Origin of the sequence: Caldimicrobium thiodismutans (genome assembly GCF_001548275.1) — a bacterium.
Lineage (GTDB): Bacteria > Desulfobacterota > Thermodesulfobacteria > Thermodesulfobacteriales > Thermodesulfobacteriaceae > Caldimicrobium > Caldimicrobium thiodismutans.
Map to the genome: position 1 here is coordinate 1,105,602 of NZ_AP014945.1, position 16,886 is coordinate 1,122,487.

Annotated in this window: 15 protein-coding genes and 1 pseudogene; 6 read left to right on the plus strand and 10 right to left on the minus strand. The window is 37.3% G+C overall.

Going from position 1 to position 16,886, the window contains the following annotated elements; genetic code table 11:
- Positions 1 to 65: 65 nt before the first annotated feature.
- The 6 genes and pseudogenes from THC_RS05455 to THC_RS05475 all read left to right on the plus strand — a co-directional run bounded on the left by THC_RS05455 (position 66) and on the right by THC_RS05475 (position 5,685).
- Entirely contained in the window at positions 66 to 2,666 is a 2,601-nt protein-coding gene (locus tag THC_RS05455) for a cation-translocating P-type ATPase (protein ID WP_068514467.1), read from the plus strand.
- 31 nt (positions 2,667 to 2,697) lie between these two features.
- Positions 2,698 to 3,615, plus strand: a complete 918-nt coding sequence (gene era / locus THC_RS05460) for a GTPase Era (protein ID WP_068514470.1) — start codon at positions 2,698 to 2,700, stop codon at positions 3,613 to 3,615.
- A gap of 24 nt (positions 3,616 to 3,639) precedes the next feature.
- Positions 3,640 to 3,921 (plus strand): annotated as a pseudogene (locus THC_RS05465) (AAA family ATPase); the annotation flags it as partial.
- 31 nt (positions 3,922 to 3,952) lie between these two features.
- Entirely contained in the window at positions 3,953 to 4,120 is a 168-nt protein-coding gene (locus tag THC_RS09410) for an integrase core domain-containing protein (protein WP_231938386.1), read from the plus strand.
- Between the two features lie 30 nt (positions 4,121 to 4,150).
- On the plus strand, positions 4,151 to 4,966 hold the full coding sequence (locus THC_RS05470) for a DNA-methyltransferase (RefSeq protein ID WP_068514476.1): 816 nt from the start codon (positions 4,151 to 4,153) through the stop codon (positions 4,964 to 4,966).
- Positions 4,963 to 5,685, plus strand: coding sequence for a BsaWI family type II restriction enzyme (locus THC_RS05475; protein ID WP_068514478.1), 723 nt, complete (start codon positions 4,963 to 4,965; stop codon positions 5,683 to 5,685). Before THC_RS05470 ends, THC_RS05475 begins: the two co-directional genes overlap by 4 nt.
- A gap of 156 nt (positions 5,686 to 5,841) precedes the next feature.
- Here THC_RS05475 and lpxD read toward each other — a convergent pair whose 3' ends face one another.
- The 10 genes from lpxD to THC_RS05525 form a co-directional block, all read right to left on the minus strand.
- The gene (gene lpxD, locus THC_RS05480) at positions 5,842 to 6,861 is read right to left on the minus strand and encodes a UDP-3-O-(3-hydroxymyristoyl)glucosamine N-acyltransferase (protein WP_068514480.1); all 1,020 of its coding nucleotides are present in this window, start codon (positions 6,859 to 6,861) and stop codon (positions 5,842 to 5,844) included.
- Positions 6,848 to 8,557 (minus strand): proline--tRNA ligase, encoded by a 1,710-nt coding sequence (locus THC_RS05485; RefSeq protein WP_068514482.1) that lies wholly within the window; start codon positions 8,555 to 8,557, stop codon positions 6,848 to 6,850. The genes lpxD and THC_RS05485 overlap by 14 nt, the downstream gene beginning before the upstream one ends.
- A 10-nt stretch (positions 8,558 to 8,567) precedes the next feature.
- Positions 8,568 to 9,062 carry a metallophosphoesterase gene (locus tag THC_RS05490; RefSeq protein WP_068514485.1) on the minus strand — a complete coding sequence of 165 codons (495 nt, stop codon included), beginning with the start codon at positions 9,060 to 9,062 and terminating at the stop codon, positions 8,568 to 8,570.
- Between the two features lie 89 nt (positions 9,063 to 9,151).
- Complete coding sequence (locus THC_RS05495; protein WP_068516664.1) at positions 9,152 to 9,973, minus strand: DNA-methyltransferase; 822 nt, start codon at positions 9,971 to 9,973, stop codon at positions 9,152 to 9,154.
- Positions 9,966 to 10,610 (minus strand): hypothetical protein, encoded by a 645-nt coding sequence (locus THC_RS05500; RefSeq protein WP_068514488.1) that lies wholly within the window; start codon positions 10,608 to 10,610, stop codon positions 9,966 to 9,968. The genes THC_RS05495 and THC_RS05500 overlap by 8 nt, the downstream gene beginning before the upstream one ends.
- 9 nt (positions 10,611 to 10,619) lie before the next feature.
- A complete protein-coding gene (locus THC_RS05505) occupies positions 10,620 to 12,080 on the minus strand; it encodes a menaquinone biosynthesis decarboxylase (protein WP_068514491.1) in 1,461 nt (486 codons plus the stop codon).
- A 7-nt stretch (positions 12,081 to 12,087) separates the two neighbouring features.
- Positions 12,088 to 13,467 carry an amidophosphoribosyltransferase gene (gene purF, locus THC_RS05510; protein WP_068514494.1) on the minus strand — a complete coding sequence of 460 codons (1,380 nt, stop codon included), beginning with the start codon at positions 13,465 to 13,467 and terminating at the stop codon, positions 12,088 to 12,090.
- Between the two features lie 11 nt (positions 13,468 to 13,478).
- Entirely contained in the window at positions 13,479 to 14,801 is a 1,323-nt protein-coding gene (locus THC_RS05515) for a TldD/PmbA family protein (RefSeq protein WP_231938331.1), read from the minus strand.
- Positions 14,779 to 15,783, minus strand: coding sequence for a carbohydrate kinase family protein (locus THC_RS05520; protein ID WP_068514499.1), 1,005 nt, complete (start codon positions 15,781 to 15,783; stop codon positions 14,779 to 14,781). Before THC_RS05520 ends, THC_RS05515 begins: the two co-directional genes overlap by 23 nt.
- Before the next feature lie 56 nt (positions 15,784 to 15,839).
- The gene (locus THC_RS05525; protein ID WP_068514502.1) at positions 15,840 to 16,880 is read right to left on the minus strand and encodes a hypothetical protein; all 1,041 of its coding nucleotides are present in this window, start codon (positions 16,878 to 16,880) and stop codon (positions 15,840 to 15,842) included.
- Between the last annotated feature and the right edge of the window lie 6 nt (positions 16,881 to 16,886).

Here is a 16,886-nt window from a genome sequence, read left to right on the forward strand (position 1 = left end):
CTTGAAGAAATTATTTTAATTCCCTCAAGTAAAATAGAAAATATTACCCATCAGGAGGGTAAAGTATGATTTATCAGGGATTAACCCATGAAGAGGCAGGAAAAAGGTTTGAACTTTATGGACCAAACGAGATAGAAGAAGCCAAAAAGATCTCTCCTTTAAAAATCTTACTTTCTCAATTTTTAAATTTTATTGTTATTATACTTATTATAGCAGGAATTATTTCTTTTTTTCTTGGGGAAAAAGTTGAGGCTTTGGCTATTTTTGCCATTGTTATAGCAGCAGGGCTTCTCGGATTTTTCCAGGAATATCAGGCAGAAAAATCTCTTCAGGCCTTAAAAAAGTTGATAACTCCCACAGCCAAAGTAATAAGAGAAGGAAGACTTATGGAGATTCCTGTGCGAGAGATTGTTCCAGGAGATATAGTTTTTGTTGAAGCTGGAGATAGAGTTCCTGCAGATGGAAAACTTCTTGAGGCAATAGATCTGTATGTGGATGAGGCTGTGCTTACAGGAGAATCCTTCCCTGTAGAAAAAAGGCTAAAAGAAACCCCTCAAGATGAAGAGAATAAAAATCTTCTTTTTATGGGAACTTATGTGGTGCGAGGTAAGGGATATTTTGAGGTCCTTGCCACCGGTAAAAATACCGAATTTGGAAAGATTGCAAGTATGCTTAAAGAGGTGGAAGAGAAAAAGACCCCTCTACAGGAGAAAATTGAGGCCTCAAGTAAAAAGCTTGGAATGGTAATTCTTCTCTTAAGTGCCCTGATAGCCCTTTCAGGGATTTTACGGGGATATCCTGCTTATGAGATGTTTATCTGGGGTGTGGCTTTAGCGGTTGCTCTAATTCCTGAGGCCCTTCCTGCTGTAAGCACAATCACCCTTGCCCTGGGTGTAAAAAGAATGGCTGAAAAAAGGGCTCTCATCAGAAAACTTCCTGCTGTTGAAACCCTTGGTTCTGTTACCTATATCTGCACGGATAAAACAGGAACTCTTACCAAAAACGAAATGACTGTGAAAAAAATCTTTGTGTCAGAAAAAATTCTTGAAGTTACAGGGGTGGGATATGAACCAAGAGGTGAAATCCTCTGGGAGGGTGAACCCTTTAAAGCAGATAAAGCCTTTGAGTTGCTCCTTAAAGTTACTCTCTTATGCAATAATTCCGAGCTTTATTTTGATGAAAGTGAAAGACGCTATAAAATTAAGGGTGATCCCACTGAAGGAGCTCTTATTACTTTTGCTTATAAAGCAGGGCTTTCTGAAGAAACAAGGGCTTTCAATCCACCTCTAAGGGAGATTCCCTTTTCCTCTGAGAGAATGAGAATGACAACCCTTCATTCCTTTGAAAATAAAATTTATGCCTTAACTAAAGGTGCTCTTGAGATTATTCTTGAGAGGTCCTCTTATATTCTTGTGGGTGATACCTTAGAGCCTCTATCTCAAGAAAAAAGAAAGGAGATTCTTCAAATTGCCCAAACCTTTTCTGAGTCTGCACTTAGAGTTCTTGCCTTTGCCTACAGAGAGGTTGAGGATTTAAATCTTCCAGACCATGAAATTGAAAGGGAGCTTATTTTTCTTGGTTTTGCAGGAATGATGGATCCACCAAGAGAGGAAGTCAAAGAAGCAGTAAGGATTGCAAAAGAGGCAGGTATCAAAGCTGTTATGATTACCGGGGATAATAGAGAGACTGCTCTTGCAGTTGGAAAAGAAATCGGGCTTTATCAGGGCGGACTGATTCTTACAGGAAAAGAGTTGAGGAATTTATCCGAAAGGGAATTTGAAGAAAAGGTGCTTCAGGTTGAGATTTATGCAAGAGCTATGCCTGAGGATAAGTTAAAAATTGTTAAGGCCCTTCAGAAGCGGGGGCAGATTGTTGCTATGACAGGAGATGGAGTAAATGATGCCCCAGCCTTAAAGCAGGCAGATATAGGAATTGCCATGGGGATTACAGGAACCGAGGTTGCCAAAGAAGCAAGTGCCATGATTCTTCTTGAAGAAAACTTTGCAACCATTGTAAGAGCTGTGGAAGAGGGAAGAACCATTTTTGCTAATATTAGAAAATTTCTCACCTATCTTATGACAGGAAATACAGCTACCGTTCTTGCGCTAACAACTGCGCTTCTTCTTGGACTTCCATTACCCCTTACTGCAGTTCAGATTCTCTTCATCAATCTTCTCATGGATGGCTTTCCAGCCCTTGCCCTTGGGGTTGAACCTCCTGAACCAGGAATTATGAAGCGAAAACCAAGAGATCCCAGGGAGGGACTTCTTCCTAAGGAAAACCTTCTTTTTATCGCAGGAATGGGGCTCTATATGGCAGGGCTTGCCTTTGCCCTTTATTATTATACCCTCAAGATTGAAAACCCCCTTAAGGCAGGAACCATCTTTTTTGCCTCCATTATTACTTTTCGTCTAATTAATGCCCTAAATTGTAGATCCATTGAATATAGCCTTTTTAAACTGGGGATTTTTAGCAATCGCTGGCTCCTTCTTGCTCTCTCTCTTTCCTTTGTGCTCATGTTACTTGCCCTTTATACTCCCTTAAGCCTTATTTTGCATACTCAACCTTTAAGCCTAAATGACTGGTTCCTTATTCTTGCTTGTGGAGTTCTTATTTTATTAGTTGATGAGATTCATAAAGGGATTAAAAGAAAAATAAGGGCTTGAAGAAGTTTTTTAAGCGTTTATCATATAATTTATGAATTTAGAAGACCAAGAAAGGAAAACCAAATCCGGTGTAGTTGCCATAATTGGACTTCCCAATGTAGGGAAGTCCACCCTTTTAAACAATCTCCTTGGCACTAAGGTTTCCATTGTTAGCCCCAAACCCCAGACCACCCGCTTTAATATCAGAGGAATTTACACTAAGGATAATTTACAGATTATTTTTGTTGACACTCCAGGGATTCACGAGGCCCAGAGTCTTTTCAATCAGCTCATGGTAAAACAGGCAATTTCTGCCCTTGAAGAGGTTGATGCAGTTCTCTGGGTTATGGATGTAACAAACAGGGTCCCTGAAGAGGAAAAAATTCTTGAAATAATTAAAAAAGTTGGAAAACCAACTATTCTTGCCATGAATAAAATTGACCTTATGAAAAACAAAAACGAGCTTTTACCCCTTATAGATTATTTTTCCAAACTCTATGATTTTTCTACCATTATTCCCATCTCTGCTCTCGAAAGAGACGGCCTTGATAGAATTATAGATGAGCTTGAAAAGATTCTACCCGAAGGTCCCTTTTATTATGATCCCGAATATGTGACTGATCTTCCTTTGAAATTGCTTGTTGCTGAAATTATAAGAGAAAAGGTTTTTATGCATACCTATCAGGAAATTCCCTATTGTGTGGCTGTAAAGGTTGATTCTATTGAGGAGGTTCCTGAAAAAAATCTCCTTCATATTCAGGCAACCATTTTTGTGGAGAGGGATTCACAAAAGGGAATTATTATTGGAAAAGGTGGAAGGATGCTTAAAAAGATTGGAACCCTTGCGAGAGAAGAGCTTGAGTTTTTACTCAAAAAGAGGATTTATCTTGATCTCTGGGTTAAGACCCTTGAAGGCTGGCGCGAAAAAGAAAGCCATATCAGAAGACTTCTCCCCTTAATGCTTGAATAATGCTTAAATAAGGTATAGTCTTTTATGAAGAAAAATCTTCCCATCGGGATTTCAAGCTTTGTTGAGATTCGCTCAGAACCTTATTATTATGTGGATAAAACTCCCTTTGTAGCCAAACTTGTCTCCGAAGGAAAATATTATTTTCTCTCCCGTCCAAGGAGATTTGGAAAATCCCTTTTTATGGATACCCTGAAACAGGCCTTCCTTGGGAGAAAAGAGCTTTTCCAGGGGCTCTATCTTGAGAAAAACTGGGACTGGAGTGTTAAGTATCCAGTTATTCATATTGATTTTGGGGGAGGAGTTATTTGAGGATTTGGAGAAATTTAATAAGGAGTTGATGGGGTATTTGATATGGTATAATGGAGAGAGGCCACATAGTGGATTGCAGCAGGTATCACCAATAAAATATTTGTATTATGCCATAAAAAAATACTATAAAGTCTCAAAAGATATGGACTTATACATTGTCTTGAAGATTTTGAAAATTTCATTATCATGTATTTAAAATTCTAAAACTTTTTGAAGTCATCTATTGATGGATAAAGAAGAAAAAATTTTTTATCAAAATCAAAAGGTTGTTATTATTAACGATGACTTTTTAACTACAAATCTTATACCCTCTAATTCTATAGACTTAATAGTCACTTCCCCTCCATATAATGTTGATATACATTACGCAACTTTCAAAGATAATATACCTTATGAAAAGTATCTTGAATTTACTCAGAAATGGCTAGAAAAAGCACTTGAACTTCTTAAACCAGATGGTCGATTATGTTTAAATATACCACTCGATAAAAGTAAAGGACGAAAAGAAGAAGGCTTTCAAAGTGTCTATGCAGATGTTTTATCTATAGCAAAAAAAATAGGCTGGAAATATTTTACTACAATTGTATGGAATGAACAAAATATATCCAGGAGGACTGCCTGGGGATCCTGGCTCAGTGCACGCTCTCCTTATGTAATCGCACCAGTTGAAGTTATAGTAGTATTGTATAAAAGTAAGTGGAAAAAAACAAGTGGAACAGGAATCTCTGATATCACAAGAGAAGAATTTATAGAATGGACAAATGGATTGTGGTCCTTTCCAGGCGAGAGTAGAAAAAAAATTGGACATCCTGCTCCATTTCCATTAGAACTACCAAAAAGATGTATTAAACTTTTCAGTTTTGTAGGGGATACTGTCTTAGATCCTTTCCTTGGTAGTGGAACAACTTTAATAGCTACTGCATTATTAAATAGAAAAGGAATTGGAGTAGAAATAGATAAAAAATATTGTGAACTTGCTTTGAAAAGATTGTTAAATGAAGGAAATATATTTCAAAAGAAGTTACATGAGTTAATAAAATGAGGCGAGGATTTATTTGTAAAAAAGAGATTCTGGATAAGCTTAAAAAAATCTATGATAAAATCGTTGAAAAAGAATATAATGGAAATTATCTTTCCGCGATCCAAAACTTTGATACTTTTGCAGAGGCTACATTGAGAGATAATTTACTAAAGTTTTACAAAAACCAGCGAAGTCGCGATCAAGCCTGGAAAACTTGTAAAGGATCCTTATATGAATATGCTGTATTTAAAGTCATAGAGCAAATAATAATCGAGGACAATGAACTAAATAGTATGTTTATGGTAACAATGAGTGATAAAGATTTATATAATTATAAGGATCAGGTGGCTATCAAAAACTGGACTGAAATCTTTCCAGATGCAGATATTCTTATAGTTGAAAAAAATAAAAATTTAGTTAGAGTAATCATTTCATGTAAAACAAGCTTAAGAGAAAGATTAACAGAGACTGCTTTTTGGAAAAGAGAAATAGAAAAAACTAAAAATGAAAAAATCCTATTAATTTTTATGACTACTGATAAAGATGATGAACTTAAGATAGATACAAATCGCTACATTCTTTTACATGTAATAGATTATACATTTATAACAGATCGTTCTAAATATACTAAATTATTAGAAAGCTATAAAAAGAAATATGGAAATAGAGAAGATTTTCAAAAGCTTATTTCAAAAGTTAGGTTTATTGCTGATATTAAAGATTTTCTCCACACTTTATAGCTATTTATTAAATTTTTAATAATTTTACAGAAAACTTCAGCTGTTTATTCTATTTCTACCAAAATTCATAAATACTTAAACAGGTGCAATTGTAACTTTTAGAAGCGTAAAAAATTTTTTGTGTTTTTGTAATTAATTGAATTTTAAAAGTTTATTCTATTTTCGTAGAAGTTTTTTGAGGTCTTTGTATAGTTCGGGTAATTTTTCAAAAATAATAACTGCTCTTCTCCAGAGGCTTGCCTTTATTGCAGGAATGCCTGCAACCTCTTCTCCCTGAGGCACCTCTCCATGCACTCCTGATTTTGCTGCAACTCTTGCTCCCTTTCTTATCACACTTCCTGGTGCAACCCCAACCTGACCAGCAAGCATAACATAATCTTCAATCACCGCACTCCCTCCAATAGCGGTGTGGGAAACAAGAATGCACTCCCTTCCAATTCTTACATTGTGTCCAATTTGAACAAGATTGTCAATCTTTGTGCCAGAACCAATGATCGTCTCCCCAAAGGTTGCCCGATCAAGGGTTGAATTTGCTCCAATTTCAACTTCATCCTCAATCTTTACCCTTCCAAAATGATAGATCTTTAGATTTTTAAAACCTTCATTTTTTGGCTCCTGGGCATAGCCAAAACCATCTGCCCCAACAACAACACCTGCATGAAGAATACAGTTCCTCCCAAGTAAAGTCCCAGGATAAAGAACTACATGGGGATAAAGTATAGATCTCTCACCTATCTCACAGAAATCTCCAATAAAACAAAAAGGAAAAATAATAACCTCCTTTCCAATTTTTACTCCCTTTCCTATATATACAAAGGGATAAATAGAGGCCGAAGGATGAATTTCTGCTGAAGGGTCAATATAAGAAAAGGGGCTTTTTTCTGAAAAAACCAAACTTTTTTCCCAAAAAAGAGAAGTAACTCTGGCAAGGGCAACTCTTACATCTTTAACCTCAATTACGGATTTATCAGGAAGAAATTCAGAAAAACCAATGGGTGCAAGAAGGGCTTTTGCCCGGGATGTTTTCGCTTCAGGAAGCCTTTTTTTTGAATCTATAAAAGTAAGCTCCCTTTCCCCCGCAAGAAAAAGGGCATTCAATCCTAAAACAGAAAAATCTTCCCCCTTAAGAACTCCATCTACATATTTTGCAATTTCTGAAAGCTTAAATTCTTTCAAAAAGAAGCTCCTCTTTAATTTTTTCTATAGTCTCTTCTAATTGATCAAGTTTGGTATAGGCTCTTTTCCCGTTTTTTCTAATTTTGATTTCAATTTCCCCTTTTTCCTTGTAAGATTTTCCAAGAATAACCTGAAGAGGAATCCCTACAAGATCCATATCCTTGAATTTGACCCCTGGCCTTTCATCCCGATCATCAAAGAGCACCTCATAATGACTCTGAAGTTTATGGTAAATTTTTTCTGCCTCTTCCTTTAAGGTTTTATCAAGGGAGATTAAGGCTATGTGAAAGGGGGCAATCTGCCAGGGAAAGATAATTCCGTTTTCATCATGATTCTGTTCAACAGTTGCAGAAAGAACTCTGCTCACTCCTATTCCATAACAGCCCATAATAAAGGGTTTTTCCTTTCCATCTTTATCAAGAAAAGTGGCTTTCATAACAGAGCTGTATTTTGTTCCAAGCTTAAAGATATGGCCAACTTCAATACCCTTAGTAAAGTCTAAAGGAGCGCCACATCTGGGGCATAGATCCCCAGGACAAGCCTTTCGCACATCAGCTATAAGATCAGGAACAAAGGTTTCCCCAAGATTGGCATTCAGATAATGATATTCATCTTCATTGGCTCCAATAACAAAATTAGGATATCCTTCAAGAGCTTTATCAGCAATAACTTTCATTTTAAGACCTTTTGGACCAAGAAATCCAGGATGTGCCCCAATAAGCTTTAAAATTTCATCTTCCCTTGCCATTCTGAATGCCCGAAAAGAAAGAATCTTTTCAAGCTTTACTTCATTTACTTCATGATCTCCTCTCAAGACAACAGCAACAGGCTCTTTCTCTTCAACAATGTAAATGAGGGTTTTGGTTATCTTTGATACAGGAAGGCCCAAATAATCTGCTACATCTTTAGCTGATCTTACTCCAGGGGTATAAACCTTTTCTAAAGGTTTTTTGGGTTCTCCTTGATATTTTTCTCCGAGAATGGCAGGGGTTAATTCCACATTAGAGGCATAACCACAGGCAGAACAGATGGCAAGGGTATCTTCTCCAGTTTCAGCAAGAACCATAAATTCATGAGAAACATCTCCACCAATTGCCCCTGTATGAGCCTCAACTGCTCTAAATTTCAACCCACAGTTTTTAAAAATCCTTTCATAGGTTTCATACATAAGTTGATAACTTTTTTCAAGCCCCTCTTCATCCGCATCAAAGGAATAGGCATCCTTCATTATGAATTCCCTTGCCCTCATAAGTCCAAAGCGAGGCCTTATCTCATCTCTAAATTTTGGAGCAATCTGATAAAGAATAAGGGGGAGATCCCTGTAGGAGCGCACTTCCTTTCGGACAAGGTCAGTTATTACTTCTTCATGGGTTGGGCCAAGACAAAAATCATGTTCCTTTCTATCTTTAAACCGAAGGAGTTCTTTTCCATAGGCCTGCCAGCGCCCGGTTTCCATCCATAACTCTGCAGGCTGAACCATGGGCATAAGAATCTCAAGGGCGCCAGCCCTGTCCATCTCAGCTCTCACTATATTTTCAATCTTTTTTAAAGCCCTAAAACCTATAGGTAAAAAATTATATATTCCAGAAGCAACTTTTCTTATAAAACCGCCTCTCAAAAGAAGCTTGTGGCTTATGATTTCAGCAGAAGCCTGATCTTCCCTCAGAGTGGGAAGGAAATATCGCGTCATTCTCATTTTTTACCTCTTACTTTTCAAGGATTATTTTTTCCCAGGTTCTACTTTCAAGATCAAGAATTACAAAACTTGGAGCCCCTTCTTTTCCCATGAGTTCCCCTGGGTTAATAATAAGGGTTTTCCCTATTTCCCAAACCTTAAATTTATGGGTGTGACCACAGAAAATATAATCAAATTCCCCACCTCTTGCAAGCTTTTCTGCAATTTTGGGGTAGTGAACCATGGCAAGCTTAAATCCATTGATTTCAAGAAAAGCCTCTTCTCCATGTAGGGTAATCTGGGGATAATCCTTTAAAAGCTTGCAAAGAAGAAAGATATCTCCTCTATTATTACCAAAAATAAGTTCAACAGGGCCATTGAATTTACTCAGGCTTAAGACCATAAAGGGTGAAATAAGATCTCCACAATGAAATATTCTTTGAACACCCTTTTTATGACAGATCTCAATTGCCCATTCAAGATGATCTATACGGTCATGAGAATCTGACATCACTGCAACCCTCATCAATTTTCCCCCTGCATCTTTTTTAAGTTTCAAAAATTTTTAGGTAGTTTTTTCTTAAGCCATGCATGTGAATATGCTGCGAAAATTTTTTATTGTTTTCTTCTATCTTTAGCAAGGCCTAATAATTTCCTTTCTTGAAAGGTAAGCCCAACAAAGTGCTGATTAATTTCTTTTATTACTCGGATTCGTTCAGATTCTGCATTTTCAAGTCTTTTAAGAGCATACTCTACATATTTTTCTGATATATCAATTCCTAAATAATCTTTTTCAAGAAGTTTAGCTGCTACACAAGTTGTTCCTGTCCCGCAGAAGGGATCTATTATAAATCCGGGTCTATCTTCAAGAATGGAATATATAATTCTTACAGGAAGTTCTATAGGAAAAGGAGCAGGATGATCTTTATGACCTGATTCTGGTCTAATCTCCCAGATAGATGTCAGTTTAGCATGCTCAGGTTTTAATTCATCGGGTTTTCCTTTCACTAACCAGTATATTCTCTCATCTATTTGCCAGAATCTCCATCCTCTTATATTTCCTGCAATTTTTCGATTCCAGATTATTTCCTGCCACAAAGTCCATCTCGTTTTGCTTATCCATTCAATAGGATGGATAAGTTTTCCATTCTCATATCTTATTTTATGATTATAAAAGAAACTACCTCCAGGTTTCACAACTCTATAGAGTTCATTCAAAACCTCTATTTGCCATTTTTGATAATCTTCTTCATTTTTAATATCACTAATACCATCATATTTAACTTTATCTACTAACCAACCACTATATTTTTCCTTTTTATTATAGGGAGGTGATGTTATACCAAGATCAAAAGTGTCATCAGGAATTTCTCTTAAAACTTCTAAAACATCTCCACAAATTATTTTGTTTTTAAGATTAAATATTATTTCATCCATTTTTATTTTTTTGGCGTAAGAATTCATAAAAATTTTTGTTCAAGTAATTTTTAAATTCGTCAATTTTTTCAGATAAAAATATTATTTTAACCTCTTTGCAATTTTCATAATCTTTAAAAGTAAAGTTAGCAGATCTTAAATAATCATTCTTTTTTCTTTTCAGTTCTGGAAACTTTTTTTCTAATTGTATCCTCAATACATCTTCAATACATCTAAATGGAAATTCTATTACATATAATAAAATTCCTTTAGCAAAACCACTAACTACAATTTGAGGATTTTTTTCAATGTCTTTTTTAAATCTTTCAGGTGTATAGTCACTAAAATTTCCGCCACCATCTAATTTCTTTTTTGGATTATCTGTATTTTTAGGTTTTATTTCAGCCCATATTTTTTCATCTATGCCTTGTTTATATCCATTGTAACCTAATTTTTCTTCTGTAGTTTCATATTTACCAATCCAAGCTGTTATTAATTCTCTTAATTTTGATGAATTTTTATCATTGAGGTATAATGTTAAAATATCTATAAATAATGCTTTAATACTTGCCTTTGAAAGACTATCAATAAACTCATTTAGTTCTTTTTCTTTATTTTTTGCATATAAAATAATAGCTTTTTTAAGATTTTCATTCATAAAAATGGTCTATTTAAAATTTTTTATTTTAATATTTTTCCAAATCAAATCAACTCTCTTTTTTACCTCCTCGCTCATAATTGCTTCTTCTGGCCATTCTCTTCTATATCCTTCTTCCTTCCATTTTCTTGTGGCATCAATGCACATCTTTGATCCAAAACCCACTTCAGGGCTTGCATGATCAAGCACATCAACAGGACCTTTAATAATCATAATATCCCTTTCAGGATCCACATTGGCGCAAAGATAAAAGAGGGCCTCCCTTAAGTTCTGAACATTTACCTCTTTATCAAAAACAACCACAATCTTTGAAAACATTAGCTGACCAAGGCCCCAGATGGCAGAGGCTACTTTAAAGGCATGCCCTGGATATCTTTTATCAATGGATACAAAAACCAGATTATGAAAAACTCCTTCCCAGGGAAGATTGATATCCACCACTTCAGGAAGAACCTTCTTTATGAGTGGAAGAAAAAGCCTTTCTGTGGCTTTACCAAGATAGCAATCCTCTTGGGGAGGCTTTCCCACAATGGTTGCAGGATAGATGGCATCCTTTCGCATGGTAATACAGGTTATATGAAAGACTGGATAAGGCTCGGGAGGTGTGTAAAAGCCTGTGTGGTCACCAAAGGGACCTTCTAATCTTCGCTCAAAGGGTTCCACATAACCTTCAAGCACAATCTGGGATTCTGCCGGAACCTCAAGGGGAACTGTAAGACAGGGCACAAGGGAAACTGGAGATCCCTTTAAGAAACCTGCAAGCATAAATTCATCAATATCTTCAGGGAGTGGGGCTGTAGCTGCATAAATAACTGCAGGTTCAGGACCAAGGGCTACTGCCACAGGAAGTTTCTTCCCTTTTGCCTCAGCCTTCCGATAATGTTTCGCCCCTACCTTATGAATCTGCCAGTGCATCCCTGTTTTATTTTTATCAAAAACCTGTATGCGATACATTCCCACATTCCGCACCCCTGTTTCTGGATCCTTAGTTATTACGCAGGGAAGGGTTATAAAGGGGCCTGCATCCTTGGGCCAGCACTTAAGAATGGGAAGTTTGAAGAGATCAACCTCATCACCCTTTAATACCACTTCTTGACAGGGGGCATGGTCTACCTTTCTTGGAAAAACATTTTTCGCCTGAAAGAGCTTAGGAAGTAGTTTGAGTTTCCCAAGAAGGCCTTCAGCTTCACCTATCTCAATAAAATTAAGAAGCTTTTCTGAGAGTTCTTCAAGGGAATTAACTCCCAGGGCAAGGCAGAGTCTTTTATAGCTTCCAAAGAGATTGGTAACTACTGGGATTTTATGCCCTTTTACTCTTTCAAAAAGGAGGGCAGGACCACATGCCTTAACTGTTCTATCAGTAATCTCTGTTATTTCAAGCTCAGGGGAAACTTCCTCCTTTACTCTGTATAATTCTCCCTCTTTTTCCAGGATTTTTAAAAATTCCTGAAGGCTCTCCGGGGCTTTCATAGGAGGTTTACTTGATTTCAGTTATATCTTTTCTAAAGGAAAAATCCACCTCTAAAGGATAATTCCCAGTAAAACAGGCAAGGCAGACCTTGTCTCTCAAGTCCCCAACAGAGTCAAGAAGGCCTTCAAGACTCAAATAATAAAGGGTATCAATATCAAGAAATTTTCTGATCTCTTCCACACTGTGTTTGGCAGCAATTAATTCTTTGGCTTGAGGAAAATCAATTCCAAAAAAACAGGGATATCTTAAAGGAGGACAGGAAATGAGAAAATGAATCTTTTTGGCACCGGCAAGTTTTATACTTTTAATCCGATTTTTGCTTGTTGTTCCTCTAACAAGGGAGTCATCAATAACAATAACTTCCTTTCCGCGAATGAAATCCTTTACAGGGTTGAGTTTCATTTTTACAGAAAGATCTCTTAATTTTTCTGAGGGTTGAATAAAGGTTCTTCCGATATAGTGATTTCTTATAACTCCGAACTCTAAGGGAAGCCCGCTTGCCTGAGCATAACCAAGGGCTGCATAGGTGCCTGAATCCGGAAAGGGCATAATAAAAGCTCCAGAAAGGGGACATTCTTTATAGAGATTAAATCCGAGATTTTTACGCACTGTATAGACATTTTTTTGAAAGATAAGGCTATCTGGTCTTGCAAAGTAGATAAATTCAAAGATGCAATGGGCAAGGGGTTGGGGCTCCTTTTCAAAGGGAAAGTAGGATTTGGGGCCATTTTCGTCAATGACAAGGATTTCTCCAGGGGCAACATCTCTTAAGTATTCTACACCAAGAAGGTCAAAGGCACAGGTTTCAGAGGCAAGGGCATAGCCTCCGTTTATCATTCCAAGGGCAAGGGGCCTAAAACCCCAGGGATCTCTAAAGGCAACAAGAACATTATCACAGAGAAGGAGAACCGAATAGGCCCCCTTAATTCTTTGCATAGCCTTAGAAATAGCAGTAACAAGCCCCTCTCTAAGATACTTCACCACAAGGTGCATGATAACTTCACTATCCATGGTGGTTTGAAAGATATGGCCCTCTTCCTCAAGCTCGCATCTTAAAGTGTGGGCATTGACAAGATTTCCATTATGGGCAAGGGCAAGGGTTTTTCTTGCAAAGGTTACACAAAAGGGCTGAACATTTTGAAGGGTTGAAGAACCAGTGGTTGAATATCTTACATGGCCTATGGCTATCTCCCCGGGAAGCTCCTGAAGAATCTTTTCATTGAAGACCTCACTAACAAGCCCAAGATTTTTATATTCCCTTATTTTTTTTCCGTCAAAACAGGCAATTCCTGCTCCTTCCTGACCGCGATGTTGAAGGGAATAGAGACCAAAATAAATATATTTGGAAGCCTCTGGAACACCGTATATACCAACAAGTCCACACATGCGTTTCCTCCTTATTCAAGGACCCCTGAAACAGTAATTTCAGGGATTCTTAATGTGGGCTGGCCATCTGAAACAGGAACTCCCTGGCCATCCTTTCCGCAGGTTCCAGGATCAAAGTGAAGATCATCAGCAACCATATCAATAATCTCTAGCACCTTGGGCCCATTACCTACAAGAGTTGCCCCTTTCACTGGATAAAGGATCTCTCCCTTTTCTATGTAGTATCCTTCTCTTACTTCAAAGACAAAGTCCCCTGTTAGGGGATTTACTTCTCCTCCGCCCATTTTTTTTACAAGAAGCCCCTTTTCAATACTTTTTAAAACCTCCTCTGGAGAGTTACGCCCAGGGGCAATGAAGGTGTTTGCCATACGAGGGATAGGTAGTTCCCTAAAGGTTTCCCTTCTTCCATGTCCATTAGATTTTTTATGAAATTTTAAGGCGGTAAATCTATCATAGAGAAAGTTTTTTAGAATACCTTTTTCAATAAGGATTACCCTTTCAGCAGGAGTTCCCTCATCATCAATATTATAGGAGCCGTAAAGATTGGAAAGAGTTGGGTCATCGATAACTGTAATGAGGGGACTTGCAACTTTTTCACCGAGTCTTCCCGAATAGATTGACAAGCCCTCTTCGGCATGATCAGCCTCAAGCCCGTGACCCACTGCTTCGTGGATCATGGTTCCTCCTGCTTCCCCTGAGAGAATGACAGGCATCCTTCCTGCAGGCGCCTTTCTTGCTGAAAGCATAAGCTTTGCAAGGCGAACTGCCCTTTCTGAAAGCTCAAAAAAGCGAGGATCCCTTACAAGGGCTTCTTCCATGGGAAGACTGTATCCAAGCACCTCATAACCCCTTTCAAGTCTTCCATCTTTTTCTACTACAACAAGTATAGCTGCGCGAAAGTATTTTCTCTCGGTTTGCCTTAGCTCTCCATCTGAATTAAGGATAAGAATTTTTTTATTTAAAATACTTAGAAGCAAGCGGTAATGTCTAATCTCTGGGTCCTTAGGGATTTTCTTTTTCAACTCCTCAAGAAAAGAAAAGGCTCTGTCAATGGGAAGTTCCTCTTCGGGAGAGGCTTGCGCTAAACCTTTTCTTAAATGCTCAAAGGAAGAAAGGTGCTCTTTTTTAAAAAAGGTTTTAGCCTGTTCTTTTAAAAATTCTTCAAAATGTTTAGTGGTATATTGGAGATTATTTTTAAAGTCCTCTTCAATAGTTCTTAAGGAGAGACCTTCTTCTTCACCAGAAGCAATTTCATCTACTCTATCTGGTTCAAGAACTAAGCGGAAAAAACGAGCCTTTTCAAAATAGATATCAGCATAAAGATTTTTTTTCATCATCTTCTAATTTTAATCTACTTAGAAATTTTTTAAACTCTTCTTGATTTAGGACTCCTCTTCTTCCGTAATCTCTCAGGCTCAAACTGGCTGAGTAAAGCCCAAGCTCTAAGGCTTTCTCAAGGGTAAAGTTTAAGTAGAGTCCAGCAAGAACTCCTGCATTGAAGTAGTCTCCTGCTCCGGTATTATCAATAATCTTTTTGGCAGGATATACAGAATATCTCAAAGCCATATTTTTTGAAAGCGCCATTGCTCCTCTTTTTCCCATTTTAATGAAAATGGTGTGGACCTTTTCTTTTAAAAGTTCTTCACAGGTTAAGTTAGCTAACTCTAATTCTCTTTCAGTCATAAAGAGATACTTTGTTTTTTCAAGAAAGGGTTTTAAAAATTCCTTCCCCTTTTCTGCATAGATTTCTCCAGGATCAAGGGAGATAACGCCTTTAAAGGTAGAGATTAATCCTTTTTGAAAGGCTTCTCCCTCTTTGCTTGCAAAGGAACTTAAATGGAGCCATGCCTCTTTCATAGAAGGGAGCTTTATTTTTTCAAGAGAAAGAGAGGCCTCAGCACTTCCAGGGCTTACCACAATAGAGCGGTCTCTTTTTTTATCAAGAAGAATTAAGGCAAGGCTTGTTTCATTACTTTTAAAGATATTATCTCTATTTAGGCCTACTTCTTTGAATTCCTCTAAAATCTTTTTTCCAAATTCATCTTCTCCCACAGCTCCTATGAAGATGCAGGGATATCCCCATTTGGCAAGGGCATAAAGGGTATTGGCGGAGGATCCTCCTCCACCCTCATGAAGAAAGGTGGCTTCTTTTTTAAGCTTTTCTAAAAGTTCTAAAAAGGCCTTTCTCTCAAAGACATACTCTTCACCTGGAAAGAATTTAAATCCTTCAAAGGAGAAGGCAGAAAGGTCCTCAAGGCCAAAAAAGATATCCCAGTTTAAAGCCCCGCATCCCAAAAAAGGCTTTTCTCTTAGCACAAGCTTATTTCCATTTTTGATTAAGAGTCAATGATAATCCCAAAGGAAGGGTATCTTTATCTGAATTGACTGCTTTTGTATAAAGCAATACCCAAATCTTTAACATAATCTTCCACTTGAGGATTTACAGCCATGTGGGTAACAAGCACAAGAAAGGTCTCCCAGTTATAAAACTTTTTTATACGGGAAACCTTTTTTAAAAATTCATCTACATGTCTTTTTGAAAGCTGGCTCTTTACTTCCCCTAAAATAATTAACTCTTTTCCATCAATTTTCCCCTTGCCATAGATATTTACTTCATCATAACGATTATGGGGATATCTTATAAACTTTCGGTCAAGGGGTTCAGTAATTTGAAGATGGTAATCTCTTTCAAGTAAAGACGGAAGATGTTTATAGGATTCGTTTTCTAAGAAATAACCAAAACTCTGTGTAAGCCCGCCTAAATCCTTTCTTGTTTTTTCATGTTCCTTTATAAGTTTTCTTAACTCTTCCTCAGTTTTTGTTTGTCTTTCCGCAAGTTTTTTAACTTCTTCAGCAAGGGCTCTAACAGTTTCTTCAATTTTGGTTTGTCTTTCCGCAAGTTTTTTAACTTCTTCAGCAAGGGCTCTAACAGTTTCTTCAATTTTGGTTTGTCTTTCCGCAAGCTTTCTTTGTTCTTCTGCAAGTTTTTTAACTTCTTCAGTTAGAGCTTTAACAGTTTCTTCAGTTTTCGTTTGTCTCTCCGCAAGCTCCTTTACCTCCTCCGCAAGCTTCTTTACCTCTTCAGCAAGAGCTTTAACAGTCTCCTCAGTTTTCGTTTGTCTCTCTGCAAGCTTTCTTTGTTCCTCCGCTAACTTCTTTACTTCTTCCGCAAGGGCTCTTACTTCTTCAGCAAGAGCATTAAGAGTCTCTTCAGTTTTTCTTTGTTGTTCAGCGATAATTTTAACTTCCTCAGCAAGGGCGGAAACAATACTTGTTAGCCTCTGAAAATCTTCGCTTTTTACGGTTTTTTCAAGATAATTATCTATCTTTTTTAGAACCTTAATTAATGCGGACCTAACAGAAGGATCAAGCCTCTCTATTTCTTCTAAAATTTCAATACCTAAGATACCCATAAATTA

What these genes read in the sequence shown, in the direction of transcription:
- THC_RS09410 (WP_231938386.1), top strand. Translation starts at nt 3,953, where the DNA reads ATGGGGTATTTGATATGGTATAATGGAGAGAGGCCACATAGTGGATTG.
- purF (WP_068514494.1), bottom strand. Translation starts at nt 13,467, where the DNA reads ATGTGTGGACTTGTTGGTATATACGGTGTTCCAGAGGCTTCCAAATAT.
- THC_RS05455 (WP_068514467.1), top strand. Translation starts at nt 66, where the DNA reads ATGATTTATCAGGGATTAACCCATGAAGAGGCAGGAAAAAGGTTTGAA.
- THC_RS05525 (WP_068514502.1), bottom strand. Translation starts at nt 16,880, where the DNA reads ATGGGTATCTTAGGTATTGAAATTTTAGAAGAAATAGAGAGGCTTGAT.
- THC_RS05495 (WP_068516664.1), bottom strand. Translation starts at nt 9,973, where the DNA reads ATGGATGAAATAATATTTAATCTTAAAAACAAAATAATTTGTGGAGAT.
- THC_RS05505 (WP_068514491.1), bottom strand. Translation starts at nt 12,080, where the DNA reads ATGAAAGCCCCGGAGAGCCTTCAGGAATTTTTAAAAATCCTGGAAAAA.
- THC_RS05490 (WP_068514485.1), bottom strand. Translation starts at nt 9,062, where the DNA reads ATGAGGGTTGCAGTGATGTCAGATTCTCATGACCGTATAGATCATCTT.
- THC_RS05485 (WP_068514482.1), bottom strand. Translation starts at nt 8,557, where the DNA reads ATGAGAATGACGCGATATTTCCTTCCCACTCTGAGGGAAGATCAGGCT.
- THC_RS05500 (WP_068514488.1), bottom strand. Translation starts at nt 10,610, where the DNA reads ATGAATGAAAATCTTAAAAAAGCTATTATTTTATATGCAAAAAATAAA.
- THC_RS05475 (WP_068514478.1), top strand. Translation starts at nt 4,963, where the DNA reads ATGAGGCGAGGATTTATTTGTAAAAAAGAGATTCTGGATAAGCTTAAA.
- THC_RS05470 (WP_068514476.1), top strand. Translation starts at nt 4,151, where the DNA reads ATGGATAAAGAAGAAAAAATTTTTTATCAAAATCAAAAGGTTGTTATT.
- THC_RS05515 (WP_231938331.1), bottom strand. Translation starts at nt 14,801, where the DNA reads ATGAAAAAAAATCTTTATGCTGATATCTATTTTGAAAAGGCTCGTTTT.
- era (WP_068514470.1), top strand. Translation starts at nt 2,698, where the DNA reads ATGAATTTAGAAGACCAAGAAAGGAAAACCAAATCCGGTGTAGTTGCC.